Raw genomic sequence first — 17,344 nt, 5'->3', positions numbered from 1 at the left:
GCTAAAATAGAAAAATGAAAACAATTGGTTAGGGTGATTTCATTGACGAAAATTAAATTAGGTTTATTATATGGTGGAAAATCAGCTGAGCATCAAGTTTCGCTACAGACGGCTCTTGCTGCTATTAAAGCGTTAAATCAAGATAAATTCGAGATTCATCCAATTTATATTACAGAACAAGGTCAATGGGTACGCGGTGAGCGTATTGAAGGCGAAGTAACAGATGTTGAAGCTTTAAAAATGAGCGGTGCAGAAAATGCGATTTCTCCGTTATCATTAAGTACAGAAATTATCCCATCTGCAGCTTCTGAGGAGAACGCTATTGACGTTATTTTCCCATTACTACATGGACCAAACGGTGAAGATGGAACGGTTCAAGGGCTATTAGAATTAATGAATATCCCTTATGTAGGAAATGGTGTTCTAGCATCATCTGCTGGTATGGATAAAGTTGTTATGAAAAACATCTTTGCAGAGGCTGGTTTAAAACAAGCAAAATATGCATCCTTCATTCGTAGTGCATGGGAAAAAAATCGTGAGGAAGCTTATTCTAAAGTAGAAGATAAGTTAGGATATCCTTGCTTCGTAAAACCAGCGAACCTTGGTTCAAGTGTTGGTATTAATAAGTGTAAAAATCGTGAAGAACTTGAGGATGCATTTGTAGAGGCATTCCAATTTGATCGCAAAATTATTGTAGAAGAAAATATTGTAGGTCGTGAAGTAGAAGTTGGGGTACTAGGTAATGATGAGCCGAAATGTTCAGTTGTAGGTGAAATCGTTCCGAAAAAGGACTTCTATGATTATAAGTCGAAATATATCGATGGTGATACGGCGCTAATTATTCCAGCTGAAATGACAGAAGAAGAATCTAATGTAATTAAGCGTGATGCGATTATTGCATTCCAATCATTAGACGGTGCAGGTTTAACGCGAGCTGATTTCTTCTTAACGAAAGATGGAGAAGTGTATATTAACGAAGTAAACACAATGCCAGGATTTACACCGTTCAGTATGTTCCCTCTATTATGGCAACATACTGGGTTACCGTATCCAGAATTAATCGAAGAGCTAATTCGTTTAGCGATTGAACGTCACGAAGAAAAACAAAAAATTAAATATACAATCTAACAAAAAAGGAGGAAGCACTATTCATAGGAATAGTGCTTCCTCTATGTAAGGAGCGTTTATATATGATAAAGCGAATGTTAAAGCAAGTGGAACAGATGGTAAATGGTACTGAATTAGCAGAGCAATATGAGGGAATTACTATTCAAGGCGTGTCTATTGATACGAGAAAAATTGAAAAAGGAAACTTGTATGTTCCGATTCAAGGGGAGCGCTTCGATGGACATGCTTTTGTAGATAAAGCTGTTGAAAATGGAGCTGTGGCTACATTATGGATGAAAGATGTAGCGAATCCACCTGAGAATCTTCCGGTTATTTTTGTAGAAGACACGCTATCGGCATTGCAAATGTTAGCGAAAAACTATCGCGATCAATTGGATGTTAAAGTTGTAGGTGTAACGGGTAGTAACGGTAAAACATCTACGAAAGATATTGTAACAAGTCTTCTTGCGACTAAATTCAAAGTGCAAAAAACAGAAGGGAACTTCAATAACCATATCGGATTACCTCTTACCATTTTAAACTTAGAAGAAAATACAGAAGTAGCAGTATTAGAGATGGGTATGTCAAGCCGAGGCGAAATTGAATTCTTATCTAAGTTAGCTCGTCCTAATGCAGCTATCATTACAAATATTGGTGAGGCACATTTAATGGATTTAGGATCTCGTGAGGCAATTGCTGAAGCGAAATTAGAAATTGTTACAGGATTACAAGAAGGTGGCGTGTTCGTATATAACGGAGATGAGCCTTTATTAACGAATCGTGTTCCTGGAATGAATTTAGCAGCAGAAACGGTTACGTTTGGTGATGCAAGAGCAAACGATTATTATCCAACGACTGTAACATTACAAGCAACTGGGACACATTTCAAAATGAATAGAGATGAAAATATTTCATTCTACTTACCGGTGTTAGGAAAACATAATGTGTATAATACACTTGCTTCAATGGCAATTGCGAAACATTTTGGTGTAACGTGGGAAGAGATGAAAGAAGGTTTAGTAACACTTCAAATGACGGGCATGCGTATGGAAATTGTGAAAACAAATAGTGGTTTAACAATTATCAACGATGCTTATAATGCAAGCCCGACGGCTATGGAAGCAGCATTCCATTTAATGAATGGTTTAGATGGTTTTGCTAAAAAAATCGTTGTGCTCGGTGATATGTTAGAACTTGGAGATCAAGAAGTACAGTTCCATTATGAGGTAGGAAAATTAATCGATCCAGCAAAAATCTCACATGTATTCACATACGGTAGATTAGGGGCTCAAATTGCTGAAGGAGCAAAAATTAATTTCCCTAATGAACGTGTAAAGGCGTATGATAATAAAGAAGAGTTAGTAAAAGATTTACAAGCAGTAGTCGATGTGAAAGATGTTGTATTAATAAAAGCATCTCGCGGTATGAAATTAGAAGAAGTAATTACGATGTTGAAATAATTGGTGTATATAAATAGGGATGATAGTTACGAAAATAGAAGAAACTTATAATAAGCGCTTACAGTAAATATAAAAAAATAAAAGTGAAGAAAAAAACTCTGAATATGAAAATAAGGTAACAGTTGGGTTTGCTTTTTACACATACAAAACTTATAATTGATAAAGTGTAATAACGTTTAGAAGTATTTTCGTGAAGAATATACGCCCGTTTATATACGTGAGCATTCAGGAAAAGGGCTTTTCCGCAAATTCGGAAAACGCCTTTTTTTAAATGATAAGTATAGGATAGAAAAGGAGAAGTAACATTGACAACATTTCGAGAATTAGGATTAAGTGATTCTTTACTGCAATCTGTTGAAAGTATGGGCTTTGAAGAGGCTACACCAATTCAAGCTGAAACAATTCCACATGCATTGCAAGGTAAAGATATTATTGGGCAAGCGCAAACAGGTACAGGGAAAACAGCAGCATTCGGATTACCACTATTAGATAAAGTGGATACACATAAAGAATCGGTTCAAGGTATTGTTATCGCGCCAACGCGTGAATTAGCAATTCAAGTTGGAGAAGAATTATACAAAATTGGTAAGCATAAACGCGTTCGTATTTTACCGATTTATGGTGGTCAAGATATTAACCGCCAAATTCGTGCTCTAAAAAAACACCCACACATTATTGTTGGTACGCCGGGTCGTATTTTAGATCATATTAACCGTAAAACACTTCGTCTGCAAAACGTAGAGACAGTTGTTCTTGACGAAGCAGATGAAATGTTAAACATGGGCTTCATTGAAGACATTGAAGCAATTTTAACAGATGTGCCAGAAACACATCAAACATTACTATTCTCAGCGACAATGCCGGATCCAATCCGCCGTATTGCTGAGCGTTTCATGACTGAGCCTCAACACATTAAAGTAAAAGCAAAAGAAGTAACAATGCCAAACATTCAGCAGTTCTATTTAGAAGTGCAAGAAAAGAAAAAGTTTGACGTGTTAACACGCTTATTAGATATTCAATCTCCAGAGCTTGCAATCGTATTTGGTCGTACAAAGCGTCGTGTTGATGAATTATCAGAAGCATTAAACTTACGTGGTTATGCTGCAGAAGGTATTCACGGTGATTTAACTCAGGCGAAACGTATGTCTGTATTACGTAAATTTAAAGAAGGTTCTATTGAAGTTCTTGTTGCAACAGACGTTGCTGCGCGTGGTCTTGATATTTCAGGCGTAACGCACGTATATAACTTCGATATTCCACAAGATCCAGAATCATACGTTCACCGTATCGGTCGTACTGGTCGTGCAGGTAAAAAAGGTATTGCAATGCTATTTGTAACACCACGTGAATCAGGACAATTAAAAAATATCGAGCGTACAACAAAACGTAAAATGGACCGTATGGATGCACCGACACTTGACGAGGCATTAGAAGGTCAACAACGTTTAATCGCTGAAAAGCTTCAAAGCACAATTGAAAATGAAAACTTAGCATACTACAAGCGTATTGCAGAAGAAATGTTAGAAGAAAATGACTCTGTAACAGTAGTAGCTGCTGCTTTAAAAATGATGACTAAAGAGCCGGATACAACTCCGATCGCTTTAACATCAGAACCACCTGTTGTTTCAAGAGGCGGCGGTTCTAAAAAACGCGGCGGTAACGGAGGCGGATACCGTGATGGTAACCGTAATCGTAGTCGTGATGGACGCGGCGGTGGCGATGGACGTAATCGTGACCGTAACCGTGATGGACGTAATCGTGACGGAAACCGTGATCGCAATCGTGATGGTAACCGCGATCGTAATCGTGATGGTGGTAGTCGTGGTCGTAGAGGTGAAGGCCAAGGTCGCCCTGGTTCTTCAAATGGACGCGGCGAAAGAAAACATCATAGCCGTCCACAAGCTTAATAAAAAAAAGAGAATGCCCTTTGTGGGCATTCTCTTTTTTTTATTTCTATAATTGTGCATACTACATAATAGTTATGATAGAAAAGGGGCTGTTATATGCTTGTAAGGCTTGGTTACGTTGCGATGAGTGTGCATTTGAAGAATGCATCTCCATCTCAAACGATGACGTATGCACAGTTTCAGAAATTAGATGATCGTGATGCTGCAATTCGTAAGCTTGAAAGAATTGCTAATTCCAATTTAGAAAATTGTTTACGTTTATTAAAGCATAATAAAGGGCATGACATATCTTTCTTTCGGCTCAGTTCAAAGCTCATTCCTTTAGCGAATCATGAGGAATTGCTAGAGTGGAACTATATTCGTCCGTTAAAAGAAAATTTAAAAAAACTAGGTGAATATGCAGTTCATATGAATATGAGAATTGATTTCCATCCAGATCATTTTGTTGTACTAAATTTACCTGAAGAGAGTGTTTTTAAACAATCTGTAAAAACATTGCAGATGCACAAAAAATTATTAAAAGGCATGGGGATTGAACATAAGCAACGATGTGTACTGCATGTTGGAGGAGGATATAAAGATAAAGAACTTGCATTAGAGCGCTTTATAGAGAATTGGTCGAATGTCCCAAGGGGTATTCAAGAAATGATTATATTAGAAAATGATGATACGACCTTTACGTTAGAGGAAACATTATATGTAACTACTCAGCCACCTTTCGGTGTCTTTTTTAAATTTTACTAGTTTCATATGCCTCCCATTTGTAAATACTGAGTATATCAAACAGGGGAGGTGAATCTTATGGTCGATCGAAAAATTATTTTAGATACATATAAAAAAGGACCTGAAGCTGTTATTTCTTTATTTGAAGAAACATTTTCTAAGTTAGAAAAACGTATACAAGAACTAGAAAATGCTTCAAAAAAAAACTCCAAAAATAGTCATAAGCCACCTTCTACAGATGGTTTGGGTAAGCCCGTTACAAAAAGTTTGCGCAAACCGTCTCATCGTCAAACGGGTGGCCAGTTGGGCCACAAGGGACATACTCTTGGTTTGACAGCGACTCCAGATCATACGATTACACATTCTCCTACATATTGTACTTGTTGTCATACTTCCTTGAACCACGAGCCTGTAAAAGGGTATCGCATTCGCCAAGTGTATGACTTACCACCTATTCAGATCGAAGTGACAGAACATAAAGTAGAACAGAAAGAATGCCCACATTGCCATTCTATCCAAGAAGCCCAATTTCCTTCGACAGTATCTCGTCCTGTTCAATATGGTCCAAATATAAAAAGACTGATTCCCTATTTAACGCATTATCAATGCATTTCTTTGAAGCGAACAAAAGAATTCTTTCAGGATTGTTTTGGACATTCTATAAGCGAAGGAACCCTGGTAAATCATACACAGGCTTTCGCTTCTCAATTGCAGCCATTCATAAAAGAAGTAAAGGAAAAGATTCTGCAGTCTCCTGTTGTCCATTTTGATGAAACTGGTATGCGTGTAGAAAACAAAACACAATGGTTACATACTGCCAGTACACCGGAGGTGACATTGCAACATATTCATCAAAAACGTGGAAAAGAAGCAATGGATGCTGGAGAAATCTTGCCATCTTTTTCTGGAATTGCGATGCATGATGGTTGGAAATCGTATGATGCGTATACAGATTGTCGTCACGTTTTATGTAATGCCCATCTCTTACGAGATTTACAAGGAATTATAGATAGTACTGGAGAACAATGGGCACAACAGATGCAGAAATTTCTAACGCAAGCGTTGACGATGAAAAAGCAATCCGAAGGTACCATGCCAAAAGCGACGCAAAAGAATCTGTTTATTATGTATCAATCCATATTGAAAGAACAACAGATTCTTTCCACGAAACAAAAGAAGAAAGGAAAGCAGACGCCTTCTCAAAATTTATGGAATCGCTTCGTCAAGTATTCTGACAGAATTCTAGGGTTTTTAGAACATCCAGCCATTCCATTTGATAACAATCAAGCAGAACGGGATATTCGGATGACGAAAGTAAAACAGAAAGTGTCTGGGACTTTCCGAAGTAAGAAAGGCGCAGAATCTTTTTGTCAGATACGAAGCTTTATGAGTACCATGAAAAAACAAAAACAATCGGTCTTACAAGCGATAAACCAAGTCATAGAAACTAGAACGGTTCCTTGGAATAACACGACTTCATAAGAGAATTTCTCTATTTGGCATAGATTCTTTCTCTGATTGGAGTATTTTCTTTTCATGTTTTCGAATCGGAAACATGTATTTGGCCTGTTTTTTTATTTGAAGAAGCTGAGTAGTTACCATTATATTTAGGAGAAAAATTAGATATTCCCGTCGTATTTGACTTGCATCACCATATGATGAATAATGAGCAAGAAGATTGGTTTGAAGATTGGGCACGTGTTGTTCATACGTGGGAAACGTCTTTGTTGCCGATTAAAATGCATATCTCTAGCCCTAGAGAGGGAAAAGATCCAAGAGCTCATGCAGATTATGTTAATGTAGACGCATTTTTATCTTTTTTAAGAAGGATAAAGGGAAGTGTTCCGCAAATTGATTGTATGATTGAGGCGAAGATGAAGGATGAGTCTTTATTTCAATTAATGAGAGATTTAAGTGAACAAGTAGATGTAGAAATTATCGATGGTGCAAGCTTTTATATTAAATAAGCTTTGCACCATCGTTTTTTTTTTGTTAAAAAAGGGGTTAAAATGCCACCGGTTATTAAACCTGTTAAATGACTGATCGGATTGGCAGAAGGGTTAAAGAAAGTAAATAGCAGTAATAGAAGTATCATAATTGAGAAAATGGCAATTTCTTTTGGTTTTGAAGAGCGGTATCGATTGTACAATAAAAATAACTGTGCACCTAATAGTCCGAAAATACCACCTGATGCACCTGCGTGAATATATTCAAGCGGCATAATAATATAAGAAGAAATATTTCCAGAAATTCCAGAGAGAAAAAATAGAATAAAAAAAGAAAAGTGTCCGAGTTGCTTTTCGATAGAAGAACCAAGAGCAAACAAAAAAATACTATTAGAAAGAAAATGTTGTAAGTCTACGTGTACGAGAAGAGAAGTTATGACACGCCACCATTCTCCTTTCGCGATATATTCATTAGAGGCTGCCAGTGGTAAGAGAAAAAAGTCGCCTAATATCATCATGACTAAATGAATAAGCAGTAAGGTAAGAATAGTCGGTTGTAAAGAAATATGAGTGGATCTTATTAGCATACGGTTACTATCACCCCTTTTGCATCAGAAAGATTCTCTGTTATTCTTATCAATATGAAAGAAGAAAGTTAAATAGAAGAAGGGGATTTTGAAATGATTATAGGGATTGGTATCGATATTATTGAATTAAATCGTATTGAAAAAATGCTAGATGGAAAGCTTAAATTTATGGAACGTATTTTAACGGAAAATGAACGTAATGTTGCTATGGAGCTGAAAGGAAGTCGCCTTACAGAGTTTGTAGCTGGAAGGTTTGCAGCGAAAGAGGCGTATTCAAAAGCTGTAGGTACTGGTATCGGAAAAGAAGTGAGTTTTTTAGATATTGAAGTGAAAAATGATGAAAGAGGTAAGCCAATTCTGATTACAAGTACAGAGTATATTGTTCATTTATCAATTAGTCATAGTAAGGAATTTGCTGTTGCTCAAGTTGTTTTAGAAAGCTTGTCACGCTAGTCTGCATATTTTATATCTTTGTCTCATATATTTGAGGTAGCGATAAGGAAGGTACATCTTCCATTCATTTATAGGGGCAAAGGGGCTGAATTGATGAAAAGGCGTCTGTTTTTAGTTCTTGTCGGTTTGTTGACCGTTTTTGTGTTGGCGGGTTGTATGGAAAAGAAGCAAGATGATGTCGTGAGAGATTTAGAATCAAAAGTAAAAGGGATGAAAAGTTATCAAGCTGAGGCAAAATTATCTATTAAAACAGGCAATGAGCCTCAAGAGTATAACGTAGAGATTTGGCATAAGGAACCGTCTTTTTATCGTGTGAATTTAAAAAATGCAAAAAAAGATCAGAGCCAAATTATTTTGAGAAATGAAGAAGGTGTATTTGTATTAACGCCAGCACTTAATAAGAGCTTCCGTTTTCAAAGTGATTGGCCGCAAAATAGTAGCCAGGCTTATTTATATGAATCACTTGTAAGAGATATTTTGCAGGACAAGAAAAACCTTACTTTTGAGAAAACAGATAAGTATTATATTTTTAAAACAAAAACAAACTATCAACATCAAAATATGTTGCCGAGACAAGAGATTACATTGAATAAGAGCGACTTGACTCCAGTTTCAGTGAAGTTAATGGATAATGATCAAAATGTTCTTGTGAAAGTAGATTTCTCTAAAGTGAAATTCGATGCGAAATTTGATAAAGGTGCATTTGATACGAAACAAAATATGTCTAGAGCGCAGGTAGATGTTCAAACAACAGCGAAAGAAGACAAACCGTTTGCTATTTTGTATCCACTTGATACACCACAAGGTATGACTCTGCAAGATGAAAAAGAGTTGAAGACAGACAGTGGCAAGCGTGCGATACTCACATACACTGGAAATAAGAAAGCCTTTACTTTAATACAAGAAAAGGCAAAAGTTGCAGAGGCATCATCAGCGGTAAGTGTAAGTGGAGAACCAGTTGATCTTGGGTTTACGATTGGTGCATTAACGAAAGACTCTGTAACGTGGTCGCATAACGGAGTAGAATATATGCTCGTGTCTAAAGGTTTAGAGCCGAAGGAGCTGTTAATGGTTGCTCGTTCAGTTACAGCGAAGCAGGTGAAGTAAACTTCTTAGACGTGGTGATATATGTGCACCACGTCTTTTCTTAGTTTGAAGGTAACTACTCAGCCACCTTTCGGTGTCTTTTTTAAATTTTACTAGTTTCATATGCCTCCCATTTGTAAATACTGAGTATATCAAACAGGGGAGGTGAATCTTATGGTCGATCGAAAAATTATTTTAGATACATATAAAAAAGGACCTGAAGCTGTTATTTCTTTATTTGAAGAAACATTTTCTAAGTTAGAAAAACGTATACAAGAACTAGAAAATGCTTCAAAAAAAAACTCCAAAAATAGTCATAAGCCACCTTCTACAGATGGTTTGGGTAAGCCCGTTACAAAAAGTTTGCGCAAACCGTCTCATCGTCAAACGGGTGGCCAGTTGGGCCACAAGGGACATACTCTTGGTTTGACAGCGACTCCAGATCATACGATTACACATTCTCCTACATATTGTACTTGTTGTCATACTTCCTTGAACCACGAGCCTGTAAAAGGGTATCGCATTCGCCAAGTGTATGACTTACCACCTATTCAGATCGAAGTGACAGAACATAAAGTAGAACAGAAAGAATGCCCACATTGCCATTCTATCCAAGAAGCCCAATTTCCTTCGACAGTATCTCGTCCTGTTCAATATGGTCCAAATATAAAAAGACTGATTCCCTATTTAACGCATTATCAATGCATTTCTTTGAAGCGAACAAAAGAATTCTTTCAGGATTGTTTTGGACATTCTATAAGCGAAGGAACCCTGGTAAATCATACACAGGCTTTCGCTTCTCAATTGCAGCCATTCATAAAAGAAGTAAAGGAAAAGATTCTGCAGTCTCCTGTTGTCCATTTTGATGAAACTGGTATGCGTGTAGAAAACAAAACACAATGGTTACATACTGCCAGTACACCGGAGGTGACATTGCAACATATTCATCAAAAACGTGGAAAAGAAGCAATGGATGCTGGAGAAATCTTGCCATCTTTTTCTGGAATTGCGATGCATGATGGTTGGAAATCGTATGATGCGTATACAGATTGTCGTCACGTTTTATGTAATGCCCATCTCTTACGAGATTTACAAGGAATTATAGATAGTACTGGAGAACAATGGGCACAACAGATGCAGAAATTTCTAACGCAAGCGTTGACGATGAAAAAGCAATCCGAAGGTACCATGCCAAAAGCGACGCAAAAGAATCTGTTTATTATGTATCAATCCATATTGAAAGAACAACAGATTCTTTCCACGAAACAAAAGAAGAAAGGAAAGCAGACGCCTTCTCAAAATTTATGGAATCGCTTCGTCAAGTATTCTGACAGAATTCTAGGGTTTTTAGAACATCCAGCCATTCCATTTGATAACAATCAAGCAGAACGGGATATTCGGATGACGAAAGTAAAACAGAAAGTGTCTGGGACTTTCCGAAGTAAGAAAGGCGCAGAATCTTTTTGTCAGATACGAAGCTTTATGAGTACCATGAAAAAACAAAAACAATCGGTCTTACAAGCGATAAACCAAGTCATAGAAACTAGAACGGTTCCTTGGAATAACACGACTTCATAAGAGAATTTCTCTATTTGGCATAGATTCTTTCTCTGATTGGAGTATTTTCTTTTCATGTTTTCGAATCGGAAACATGTATTTGGCCTGTTTTTTTATTTGAAGAAGCTGAGTAGTTACGTTTGAAGGTGGATTTCATAAAAGAAGCATATAAAAGAATAAGCTTCGCATATCGTGTATAAGGAAGTGTATTTATGGAAGAAGCACCATTTTACCGTGACACTTGGGTGGAAGTGGATTTAGATGCCATTTATAACAACGTTACACATATTAAAGAGTTCATCCCAAGTAATGTAGAGATTTTTGCTGTAGTTAAAGCACACGCATATGGGCACGATTATGTACCGGTGGCTAAAACGGCATTAGAAGCAGGTGCAACAAGGTTAGCTGTTGCTTTTTTAGATGAAGCTTTAGTGCTTCGGAGGGCTGGTATTACTGAGCCGATTTTAGTGTTAGGTCCCTCGCCGCCGCGTGATGTAAATGTAGCTGCTGAAAATGATGTAGCGCTAACGGTTTTTCAAAAAGAATGGGTGGACGAAGCAATTAAACTTTGGGATGGTTCATCTGTAATGAAATTCCATATTAACTTTGATAGTGGTATGGGGAGAATTGGAATACGTGAAAGAAAAGAGCTAAAAGAATTTTTAAAGAGTTTAGAGGGTGCACCGTTTTTAGAGTTAGAAGGAGTATACACGCATTTTGCAACGGCAGATGAAGTTGAGACTTCGTATTTTGATAAGCAATATAACACGTTCTTAGAGCAGTTAAGTTGGTTGAAAGAATTCGGAGTGGATCCTAAGTTTGTTCATACAGCTAATAGTGCTGCGACGTTACGTTTTCAAGGGATTACATTTAATGCAGTGCGAATTGGGATTGCAATGTATGGATTATCTCCTTCTGTAGAAATACGTCCTTTTTTACCATTTGAATTAGAACCGGCGCTATCACTTCATACGAAAGTCGCTCATATTAAACAGGTAATTAAAGGTGATGGAATTAGTTATAACGTCACCTACCGAACGAAAACTGAAGAATGGATTGCGACTGTAGCGATTGGCTATGCAGATGGGTGGCTTAGGAGGTTACAAGGATTTGAAGTGCTTATAAATGGTAAAAGGGTACCGATTGTAGGGCGAGTAACAATGGATCAGTTCATGATTCATCTTCCTTGTGAAGTGCCACTTGGTACGAAAGTTACGCTTATTGGAAGGCAAGGAGATGAGTATATTAGCGCTACAGAGGTTGCGGAATACTCAGGGACTATTAATTATGAAATTATTGCAACGATCAGTTTCCGTGTGCCGAGAATATTTATACGGAATGGTAAGGTTGTAGAGATAATTAATTACTTGAACAATATATAGAAGGTAGTATGATTGCTTCTTGTCATTGGAGTGACTGTTCATTGCTGGATAATAAGCTCTTTTTGATGAGAAGCTTTTTACTTATAATCATTTTTTATATAAGTTGCACGTAAGTTTTGAAGAGGAGTTCTATTGTTTTTAGTTAGTTATGAGATAAAAAATTTAAGAAGATGAATGTTTTGTTTGTGAATTGGAAAACATAAGCAAGGAATAAGGAAGTCTTTGCAACAGGCTCCATACAATGGTATTATTACAATAGGTGTCATATATATATTTGGGTGTGTAGTTGACGGTGGAGGTGTATTTTTGTGTCCGAATCAAGTGTAACTACTGAAATCGTGGTTCGGTTGCCAAAGCAAATGGTAACGGAATTGGACGGAATTGGAAAACAAGAGAATAAGAATCGCCATGAACTAATTTGCCAGGCAACACAATTGTTATTGCGTCAACATAAGACGAAGAAACGCTACCAACATGAATCAATGCGACGTGGGTACATTGAAATGGGAAAAATTAATCTTGGTATTGCATCTGAAGCTTTCTTAGCAGAGTATGAAGCAGCTCATACAGTAGAACGCTTAGTTAGCGGGGGGTAATATTTTGATTGTAAAACGCGGCGACGTGTATTTTGCAGACCTTTCCCCAGTTGTTGGTTCTGAGCAAGGAGGCGTTCGTCCGGTTCTTGTCATTCAAAATGACATCGGAAATCGTTTTAGTCCAACGGTGATTGTAGCGGCTATTACTGCACAGATTCAAAAAGCGAAATTACCCACTCATGTGGAAATTGATGCGAAAAAGTACGGTTTTGAGAGAGATTCTGTTATTTTACTTGAGCAGATTCGAACAATCGATAAGCAGCGCTTAACGGACAAAATCACTCACTTAGATGAAGTGATGATGATTCGTGTAGATGAAGCGCTACAAATTAGTTTAGGACTAATAGATTTTTAAATCGGCAGTTTAAGTTGCTCTCTTTGAAGGGCAACTTTTTTATTATAGAGACCAACTATGAAAAGTCAACTGTAAATTAAAGTGAAAATATGGGTATTCAATTTAAAAAGCATAGGAAATAAGCCTTTATCGAAAGGCTGAAAAAATAGAGAGTGGTATATAACTTATTCTATATGTGGTGGAATTTCATATGGTTTATTACTTTTTAAAATGGCATAAATAATGTAACACAATTTCCTAGCTACTGCGCCAATACAAACATAATAATGCTTTCCTTGTGCTTTCTTTTTTTTATAAAACGCTTGTAACACTGGGTCACATCGATAGGCGGATATGGCAGCTTGAAATAAGGCACGTCGTAAGTGTGAAGAGCCACGTTTAGACATGCTACCTTTTGATGCTTCATATTGCCCAGATTGTGAAATGGAAGCATCAATTCCTGCATAGGCAACAAGCTTAGCTGGTTTATCAAAACGATGAATATTACCAATTTCACTTAGAATTGTGGCACCTAAAATGGGGCCAATCCCAGGTATGGTTGTGATAGGGGTGTCCAGTTCAACTAAATACTCTCCCATCTGGTGTTCACAATGCTTAATTTGCTCTTCAATAAATTTGATTTGTTCGAGTAACATTTTTAATTGAAATGAAAAAGCATCTTTACAAAATCTTACACCAAAGGACTGGGACGCGATTTGTAGGAGTTGTTTCGCCTTATTTTCGCCAATTCTTTTCCGACTAGCTTTTTCCATAAGTTCAGTTAGTTGTTCAATTGAGACATTTTCAAAATCGCTGGGAGTGGTATATTCCATTAAAATTTCGGAGGATGTTTTTCCAAAAATATCAGAGAATACCGTATGGTATTCCGGAAATGTTTGATCTAATACCACAATGGCTTTTCGTTTTAAATCACTCACGCTATGTACAAGCGAATATCTGAAACGACTTAGTTGTTTTAATGCCAGCATTGTTTCATCAGCTAAAGCGGTTTCTGTAAATCTTCCAAAGCGAATTACGTCTGCAATTAAGGTTGCATCAATGGAATCTGTTTTACGCTTTCGAATTTCTGTTCCCTTTCTCCAAGCATTGGTTTGAAGAGGATTTAATACAATGACTGAAAACCCTTTTTCTAAAAGAAACGAATAGAGGGCTAGCCAATAGTGTCCGGTTGCCTCCATTCCAATTAATACATCGGTAGGGTTATCCACGTATTGATGTATCCAGGCTAAAAGTTTATTTCCACCATCCGTATGATTTTGAAACGAAATGGGTCTAGTTAGTGCTTTTCCTGTTTGATCAATGATGGAAGCATAGTGTTTAAATTTGGCAATATCAATTCCGACATAGTACATGAGGTTCACTCCTTATTTTATAGCTATAAGATAGTTGTACATCCTCTAATCTAATAAGCGTTACTGCCTTGTTAGAGATACGAAGAATGACCAACGGTCAGCAACATCCAACTCATTCGTAAACTACTTATTAGATAGAGGTACCAGTCTCCAAGACGAATACAACGATTCAGGGAGGTGAACGGCAACACTCTATCTACAAGTAAGAGTATCTTACAATAGTTAAAATACCCTTGGGTTTATAGGTAAATCCCTTTCCTAAAAACCTAACTTAAACATACAAGGAGGTTACGGTTGTATATGGAAATGGTAGATAATCGACAAGCGTTAATGAAAATGTTAGTGAAAGAATTAGGCTTTACCGAAAAGCAAGTTCGTCATGTTATTCAATTAACAGAAGAAGGTAACACAGTTCCATTTATTGCTCGTTACCGAAAAGAATGGACAGGCTCTTTAGATGAGGTGCAAATTCGTACGATTTTAGAGAGATGGCAATATATGATGCAACTTGAAGATAGGAAGGAAGAAGTTCTTCGTCTTATTGATGAGAAGGGGAAACTGACAGAAGAGCTACGACAGCAAATTGTTAAAGCTACAAAGTTGCAAGAAGTAGAAGATCTATATCGTCCATATAAAGAGAAAAGAAGAACGAAAGCGACAGTTGCTAAAGAAAAAGGATTAGAACCATTAGCTGAATGGTTATTGTTATATAAGAAAGAAGATCCGGCTAAAAAGGCAGTGGAATTTATTAATGTAGAGAAAGAAGTGCAATCTGCAGAAGAAGCTTTACAAGGTGCACAAGACATTATTGCAGAAATGGTTTCAGATGAAGCTACGTATCGTAGTTGGATTCGAAATGTTACTTTTAGAAAAGGTGTTATGTCTTCTTCCGTGAAAGATGAAGAAAAAGATGAAAAGAATATATATGAAATGTATTACAGTTATGAAGAACCATTGCAAAAAGTAGTACCACATCGTGTATTAGCAATGAATCGTGGCGAGAAAGAAGATATATTGAGAGTTGCTGTTGTTCCACCAGTAGATGAGATAGTAACCTTCTTAAATAAGAAAGTAATTCGTGATAACGATTCGAAAAGTGCACATTATGTACAATTAGCGATTGAAGATGGTTATAAACGATTAATTCAATCTTCAATCGAAAGAGAGATTCGTAAAGAATTAACAGAAACAGCTGAAGAACAAGCAATACATATTTTCTCTGAGAACTTACGTAACTTATTATTACAACCTCCGATGAAAGGGAAAGTCGTGCTAGCGGTAGATCCGGCATATAGAACTGGTTGTAAATTGTCTGTAGTAGATGATACGGGGAAAGTACTACATATCGATGTTATTTATCCGCATCCACCTGTTCGTAAATATGATGATGCAAAAACGAAAGTTCTTTCTATTATAGATAAATATCAAGTTGAAATGATTGCAATTGGTAATGGGACAGCATCTAGAGAAACAGAAGAGTTTATAGTAGATGTATTACAAAGTGTGAATCGAGATGTCTTTTATATTATTGTAAATGAAGCGGGTGCTAGTGTATATTCAGCTTCTGATTTAGCCCGTGAGGAATTCCCAAATTTACAAGTTGAAGAGAGAAGTGCCGTTTCTATTGGGAGACGTCTGCAAGATCCACTTGCTGAACTTGTGAAAATTGATCCTAAATCAGTTGGGGTTGGACAATACCAACATGATGTATCTCAAAAGAGACTGAATGAGTCATTAACATTTGTAGTAGAAACAGCTGTTAACCAAGTTGGGGTTAATGTAAATACGGCTTCGGTTGCATTGTTACAATATGTTTCAGGTTTATCGAAAACTGTTGCGAAAAATATTGTAGCAAAGAGAGAAGAAGATGGGAAATTCACGAAGCGCACGGAATTAAAGAAAATCCCACGTTTAGGTGCAAAGACTTATGAACAATGTATAGGTTTCTTACGTATACTAGAAGGAGCGAATCCATTAGATCGAACAGGTATTCATCCAGAGCAATATAAAAATGTTGAATTGTTATTGAAGAGTCTAGGGTTATCGATAGATGACGTAGGACAACCGCAATTACAAAAGAGATTGGAAGAAGTAGAGATTTCTAAGTTATCTCAAGAAACAGGAGTTGGGGAGCCGACGTTAGTTGATATTATAGATGCGCTTATTAGTCCTGAACGAGATATGAGGGATGAGTTGCCTAAACCACTTTTGAAAAAAGGGATTTTGAAATTAGAAGATTTAAAACGTGGTATGGAACTAGAAGGAACAGTTCGTAACGTTGTTGATTTTGGTGCTTTTGTTGATGTTGGTGTAAAGCAAGATGGTTTAGTACATATTTCTAAACTTAGCAAACAGTTTGTAAAGCATCCGTTAGATGTTGTATCAGTAGGGCAAATTGTAAAAGTATGGGTAGATGATATTGATACAAAAAAAGGACGCGTTGCACTATCTATGTTGCCGATTGAATAGTAAGAGAAGAGAGCAGATGAAACTGCTCTTTTTTTATGAAATAAAAAGTGTAATGGATTATGAGCTTTGATGTATTTTGCTATAATAAAACCAGCATTCATTTAATAACTTAATTTGATACCGGTTTTTTTCGAAATATGCACGTTGCATTTGTTTTTTTAGCCACGTAGGCATAGGAATCCCTCCTTGTTTAATCCTGCTCTCAAAAATCTAAAATGCTATTGATGAGAGGTTGGTGAGTGGATTTCTATTCATGTTTTGTTTTTAGAAACCACGCTTCTTACATGAGGATGGGTATATGTACTATTTAATATATGTATAAGAAGGGAGAAAAGTGTAAAAATATTTTTTTGTTTAGGAGGAA

At 36.8% G+C, this 17,344-nt stretch carries 14 protein-coding genes and 2 pseudogenes; 13 read left to right on the top strand and 3 right to left on the bottom strand.

The window, feature by feature from the left end; all coding sequences use genetic code 11:
- Window positions 1–42 precede the first annotated feature (42 nt).
- The 6 genes and pseudogenes from AC3WVZ_RS25640 to AC3WVZ_RS25615 form a co-directional block, all read left to right on the top strand.
- Window positions 43–1,128: a D-alanine--D-alanine ligase gene (locus AC3WVZ_RS25640; protein WP_000161427.1), complete on the top strand. Its 1,086-nt coding sequence runs from the start codon at window positions 43–45 to the stop codon at window positions 1,126–1,128.
- Between the two features lie 62 nt (window positions 1,129–1,190).
- The gene (gene murF / locus AC3WVZ_RS25635; protein WP_000595957.1) at window positions 1,191–2,567 is read left to right on the top strand and encodes a UDP-N-acetylmuramoyl-tripeptide--D-alanyl-D-alanine ligase; all 1,377 of its coding nucleotides are present in this window, start codon (window positions 1,191–1,193) and stop codon (window positions 2,565–2,567) included.
- A gap of 305 nt (window positions 2,568–2,872) precedes the next feature.
- On the top strand, window positions 2,873–4,474 hold the full coding sequence (cshA, locus tag AC3WVZ_RS25630) for a degradosome RNA helicase CshA (protein ID WP_000206592.1): 1,602 nt from the start codon (window positions 2,873–2,875) through the stop codon (window positions 4,472–4,474).
- A 96-nt stretch (window positions 4,475–4,570) separates the two neighbouring features.
- A pseudogene (gene uvsE, locus AC3WVZ_RS25625) lies at window positions 4,571–5,215 on the top strand (UV DNA damage repair endonuclease UvsE); the annotation flags it as partial.
- 60 nt (window positions 5,216–5,275) lie between these two features.
- Window positions 5,276–6,679 carry an IS66 family transposase gene (gene tnpC / locus AC3WVZ_RS25620; protein WP_233935200.1) on the top strand — a complete coding sequence of 468 codons (1,404 nt, stop codon included), beginning with the start codon at window positions 5,276–5,278 and terminating at the stop codon, window positions 6,677–6,679.
- 119 nt (window positions 6,680–6,798) lie between these two features.
- Window positions 6,799–7,164, top strand: a pseudogene (locus AC3WVZ_RS25615) (UV DNA damage repair endonuclease UvsE); the annotation flags it as partial.
- On the opposite strand, the gene AC3WVZ_RS25610 reads toward AC3WVZ_RS25615, so the two are convergent.
- Entirely contained in the window at window positions 7,152–7,730 is a 579-nt protein-coding gene (locus AC3WVZ_RS25610) for a rhomboid family intramembrane serine protease (RefSeq protein WP_233935607.1), read from the bottom strand. The pseudogene AC3WVZ_RS25615 and the gene AC3WVZ_RS25610 overlap by 13 nt on opposite strands.
- Window positions 7,731–7,823: 93 nt before the next feature.
- On the opposite strand from AC3WVZ_RS25610, the gene acpS reads away from it, so the two are divergent.
- The 6 genes from acpS to ndoA all read left to right on the top strand — a co-directional run bounded on the left by acpS (window position 7,824) and on the right by ndoA (window position 13,159).
- Window positions 7,824–8,183 (top strand): holo-ACP synthase, encoded by a 360-nt coding sequence (gene acpS, locus AC3WVZ_RS25605; protein ID WP_000583416.1) that lies wholly within the window; start codon window positions 7,824–7,826, stop codon window positions 8,181–8,183.
- Between the two features lie 93 nt (window positions 8,184–8,276).
- On the top strand, window positions 8,277–9,290 hold the full coding sequence (locus AC3WVZ_RS25600; protein ID WP_492310907.1) for a LolA family protein: 1,014 nt from the start codon (window positions 8,277–8,279) through the stop codon (window positions 9,288–9,290).
- 153 nt (window positions 9,291–9,443) lie between these two features.
- Window positions 9,444–10,847: an IS66 family transposase gene (tnpC, locus tag AC3WVZ_RS25595; RefSeq protein WP_233935200.1), complete on the top strand. Its 1,404-nt coding sequence runs from the start codon at window positions 9,444–9,446 to the stop codon at window positions 10,845–10,847.
- A 191-nt stretch (window positions 10,848–11,038) separates the two neighbouring features.
- Entirely contained in the window at window positions 11,039–12,208 is a 1,170-nt protein-coding gene (gene alr, locus AC3WVZ_RS25590; RefSeq protein WP_233935604.1) for an alanine racemase, read from the top strand.
- Window positions 12,209–12,516: 308 nt separating this feature from the next.
- Entirely contained in the window at window positions 12,517–12,804 is a 288-nt protein-coding gene (locus AC3WVZ_RS25585) for an antitoxin EndoAI (protein ID WP_000004570.1), read from the top strand.
- Between the two features lie 4 nt (window positions 12,805–12,808).
- The gene (gene ndoA, locus AC3WVZ_RS25580) at window positions 12,809–13,159 is read left to right on the top strand and encodes a type II toxin-antitoxin system endoribonuclease NdoA (RefSeq protein ID WP_000635963.1); all 351 of its coding nucleotides are present in this window, start codon (window positions 12,809–12,811) and stop codon (window positions 13,157–13,159) included.
- Window positions 13,160–13,323: 164 nt separating this feature from the next.
- On the opposite strand, the gene AC3WVZ_RS25575 is transcribed toward ndoA, so the two are convergent.
- The gene (locus tag AC3WVZ_RS25575; protein WP_078187060.1) at window positions 13,324–14,511 is read right to left on the bottom strand and encodes an IS110 family RNA-guided transposase; all 1,188 of its coding nucleotides are present in this window, start codon (window positions 14,509–14,511) and stop codon (window positions 13,324–13,326) included.
- 300 nt (window positions 14,512–14,811) lie between these two features.
- Here AC3WVZ_RS25575 and AC3WVZ_RS25570 point away from each other — a divergent pair, with 300 nt between their 5' ends.
- Entirely contained in the window at window positions 14,812–16,980 is a 2,169-nt protein-coding gene (locus tag AC3WVZ_RS25570; protein WP_233935602.1) for a Tex family protein, read from the top strand.
- Window positions 16,981–17,037: 57 nt separating this feature from the next.
- On the opposite strand, the gene cmpA is transcribed toward AC3WVZ_RS25570, so the two are convergent.
- The gene (cmpA, locus tag AC3WVZ_RS25565) at window positions 17,038–17,154 is read right to left on the bottom strand and encodes a cortex morphogenetic protein CmpA (RefSeq protein WP_001143642.1); all 117 of its coding nucleotides are present in this window, start codon (window positions 17,152–17,154) and stop codon (window positions 17,038–17,040) included.
- Between the last annotated feature and the right edge of the window lie 190 nt (window positions 17,155–17,344).

It is taken from the genome of Bacillus sp. CPT56D-587-MTF, assembly GCF_058792335.1.
Note: the sequence above shows the minus strand (reverse complement) of the source record. Positions and strands in the feature narration are given on the sequence as shown.

Coding starts and splice junctions, on each gene's coding strand:
- murF (WP_000595957.1), top strand. CDS start 1,191: ATGATAAAGCGAATGTTAAAGCAAGTGGAACAGATGGTAAATGGTACT.
- tnpC (WP_233935200.1), top strand. CDS start 5,276: ATGGTCGATCGAAAAATTATTTTAGATACATATAAAAAAGGACCTGAA.
- AC3WVZ_RS25610 (WP_233935607.1), bottom strand. CDS start 7,730: ATGCTAATAAGATCCACTCATATTTCTTTACAACCGACTATTCTTACC.
- acpS (WP_000583416.1), top strand. CDS start 7,824: ATGATTATAGGGATTGGTATCGATATTATTGAATTAAATCGTATTGAA.
- AC3WVZ_RS25600 (WP_492310907.1), top strand. CDS start 8,277: ATGAAAAGGCGTCTGTTTTTAGTTCTTGTCGGTTTGTTGACCGTTTTT.
- tnpC (WP_233935200.1), top strand. CDS start 9,444: ATGGTCGATCGAAAAATTATTTTAGATACATATAAAAAAGGACCTGAA.
- alr (WP_233935604.1), top strand. CDS start 11,039: ATGGAAGAAGCACCATTTTACCGTGACACTTGGGTGGAAGTGGATTTA.
- AC3WVZ_RS25575 (WP_078187060.1), bottom strand. CDS start 14,511: ATGTACTATGTCGGAATTGATATTGCCAAATTTAAACACTATGCTTCC.
- AC3WVZ_RS25570 (WP_233935602.1), top strand. CDS start 14,812: ATGGAAATGGTAGATAATCGACAAGCGTTAATGAAAATGTTAGTGAAA.
- cmpA (WP_001143642.1), bottom strand. CDS start 17,154: ATGCCTACGTGGCTAAAAAAACAAATGCAACGTGCATATTTCGAAAAA.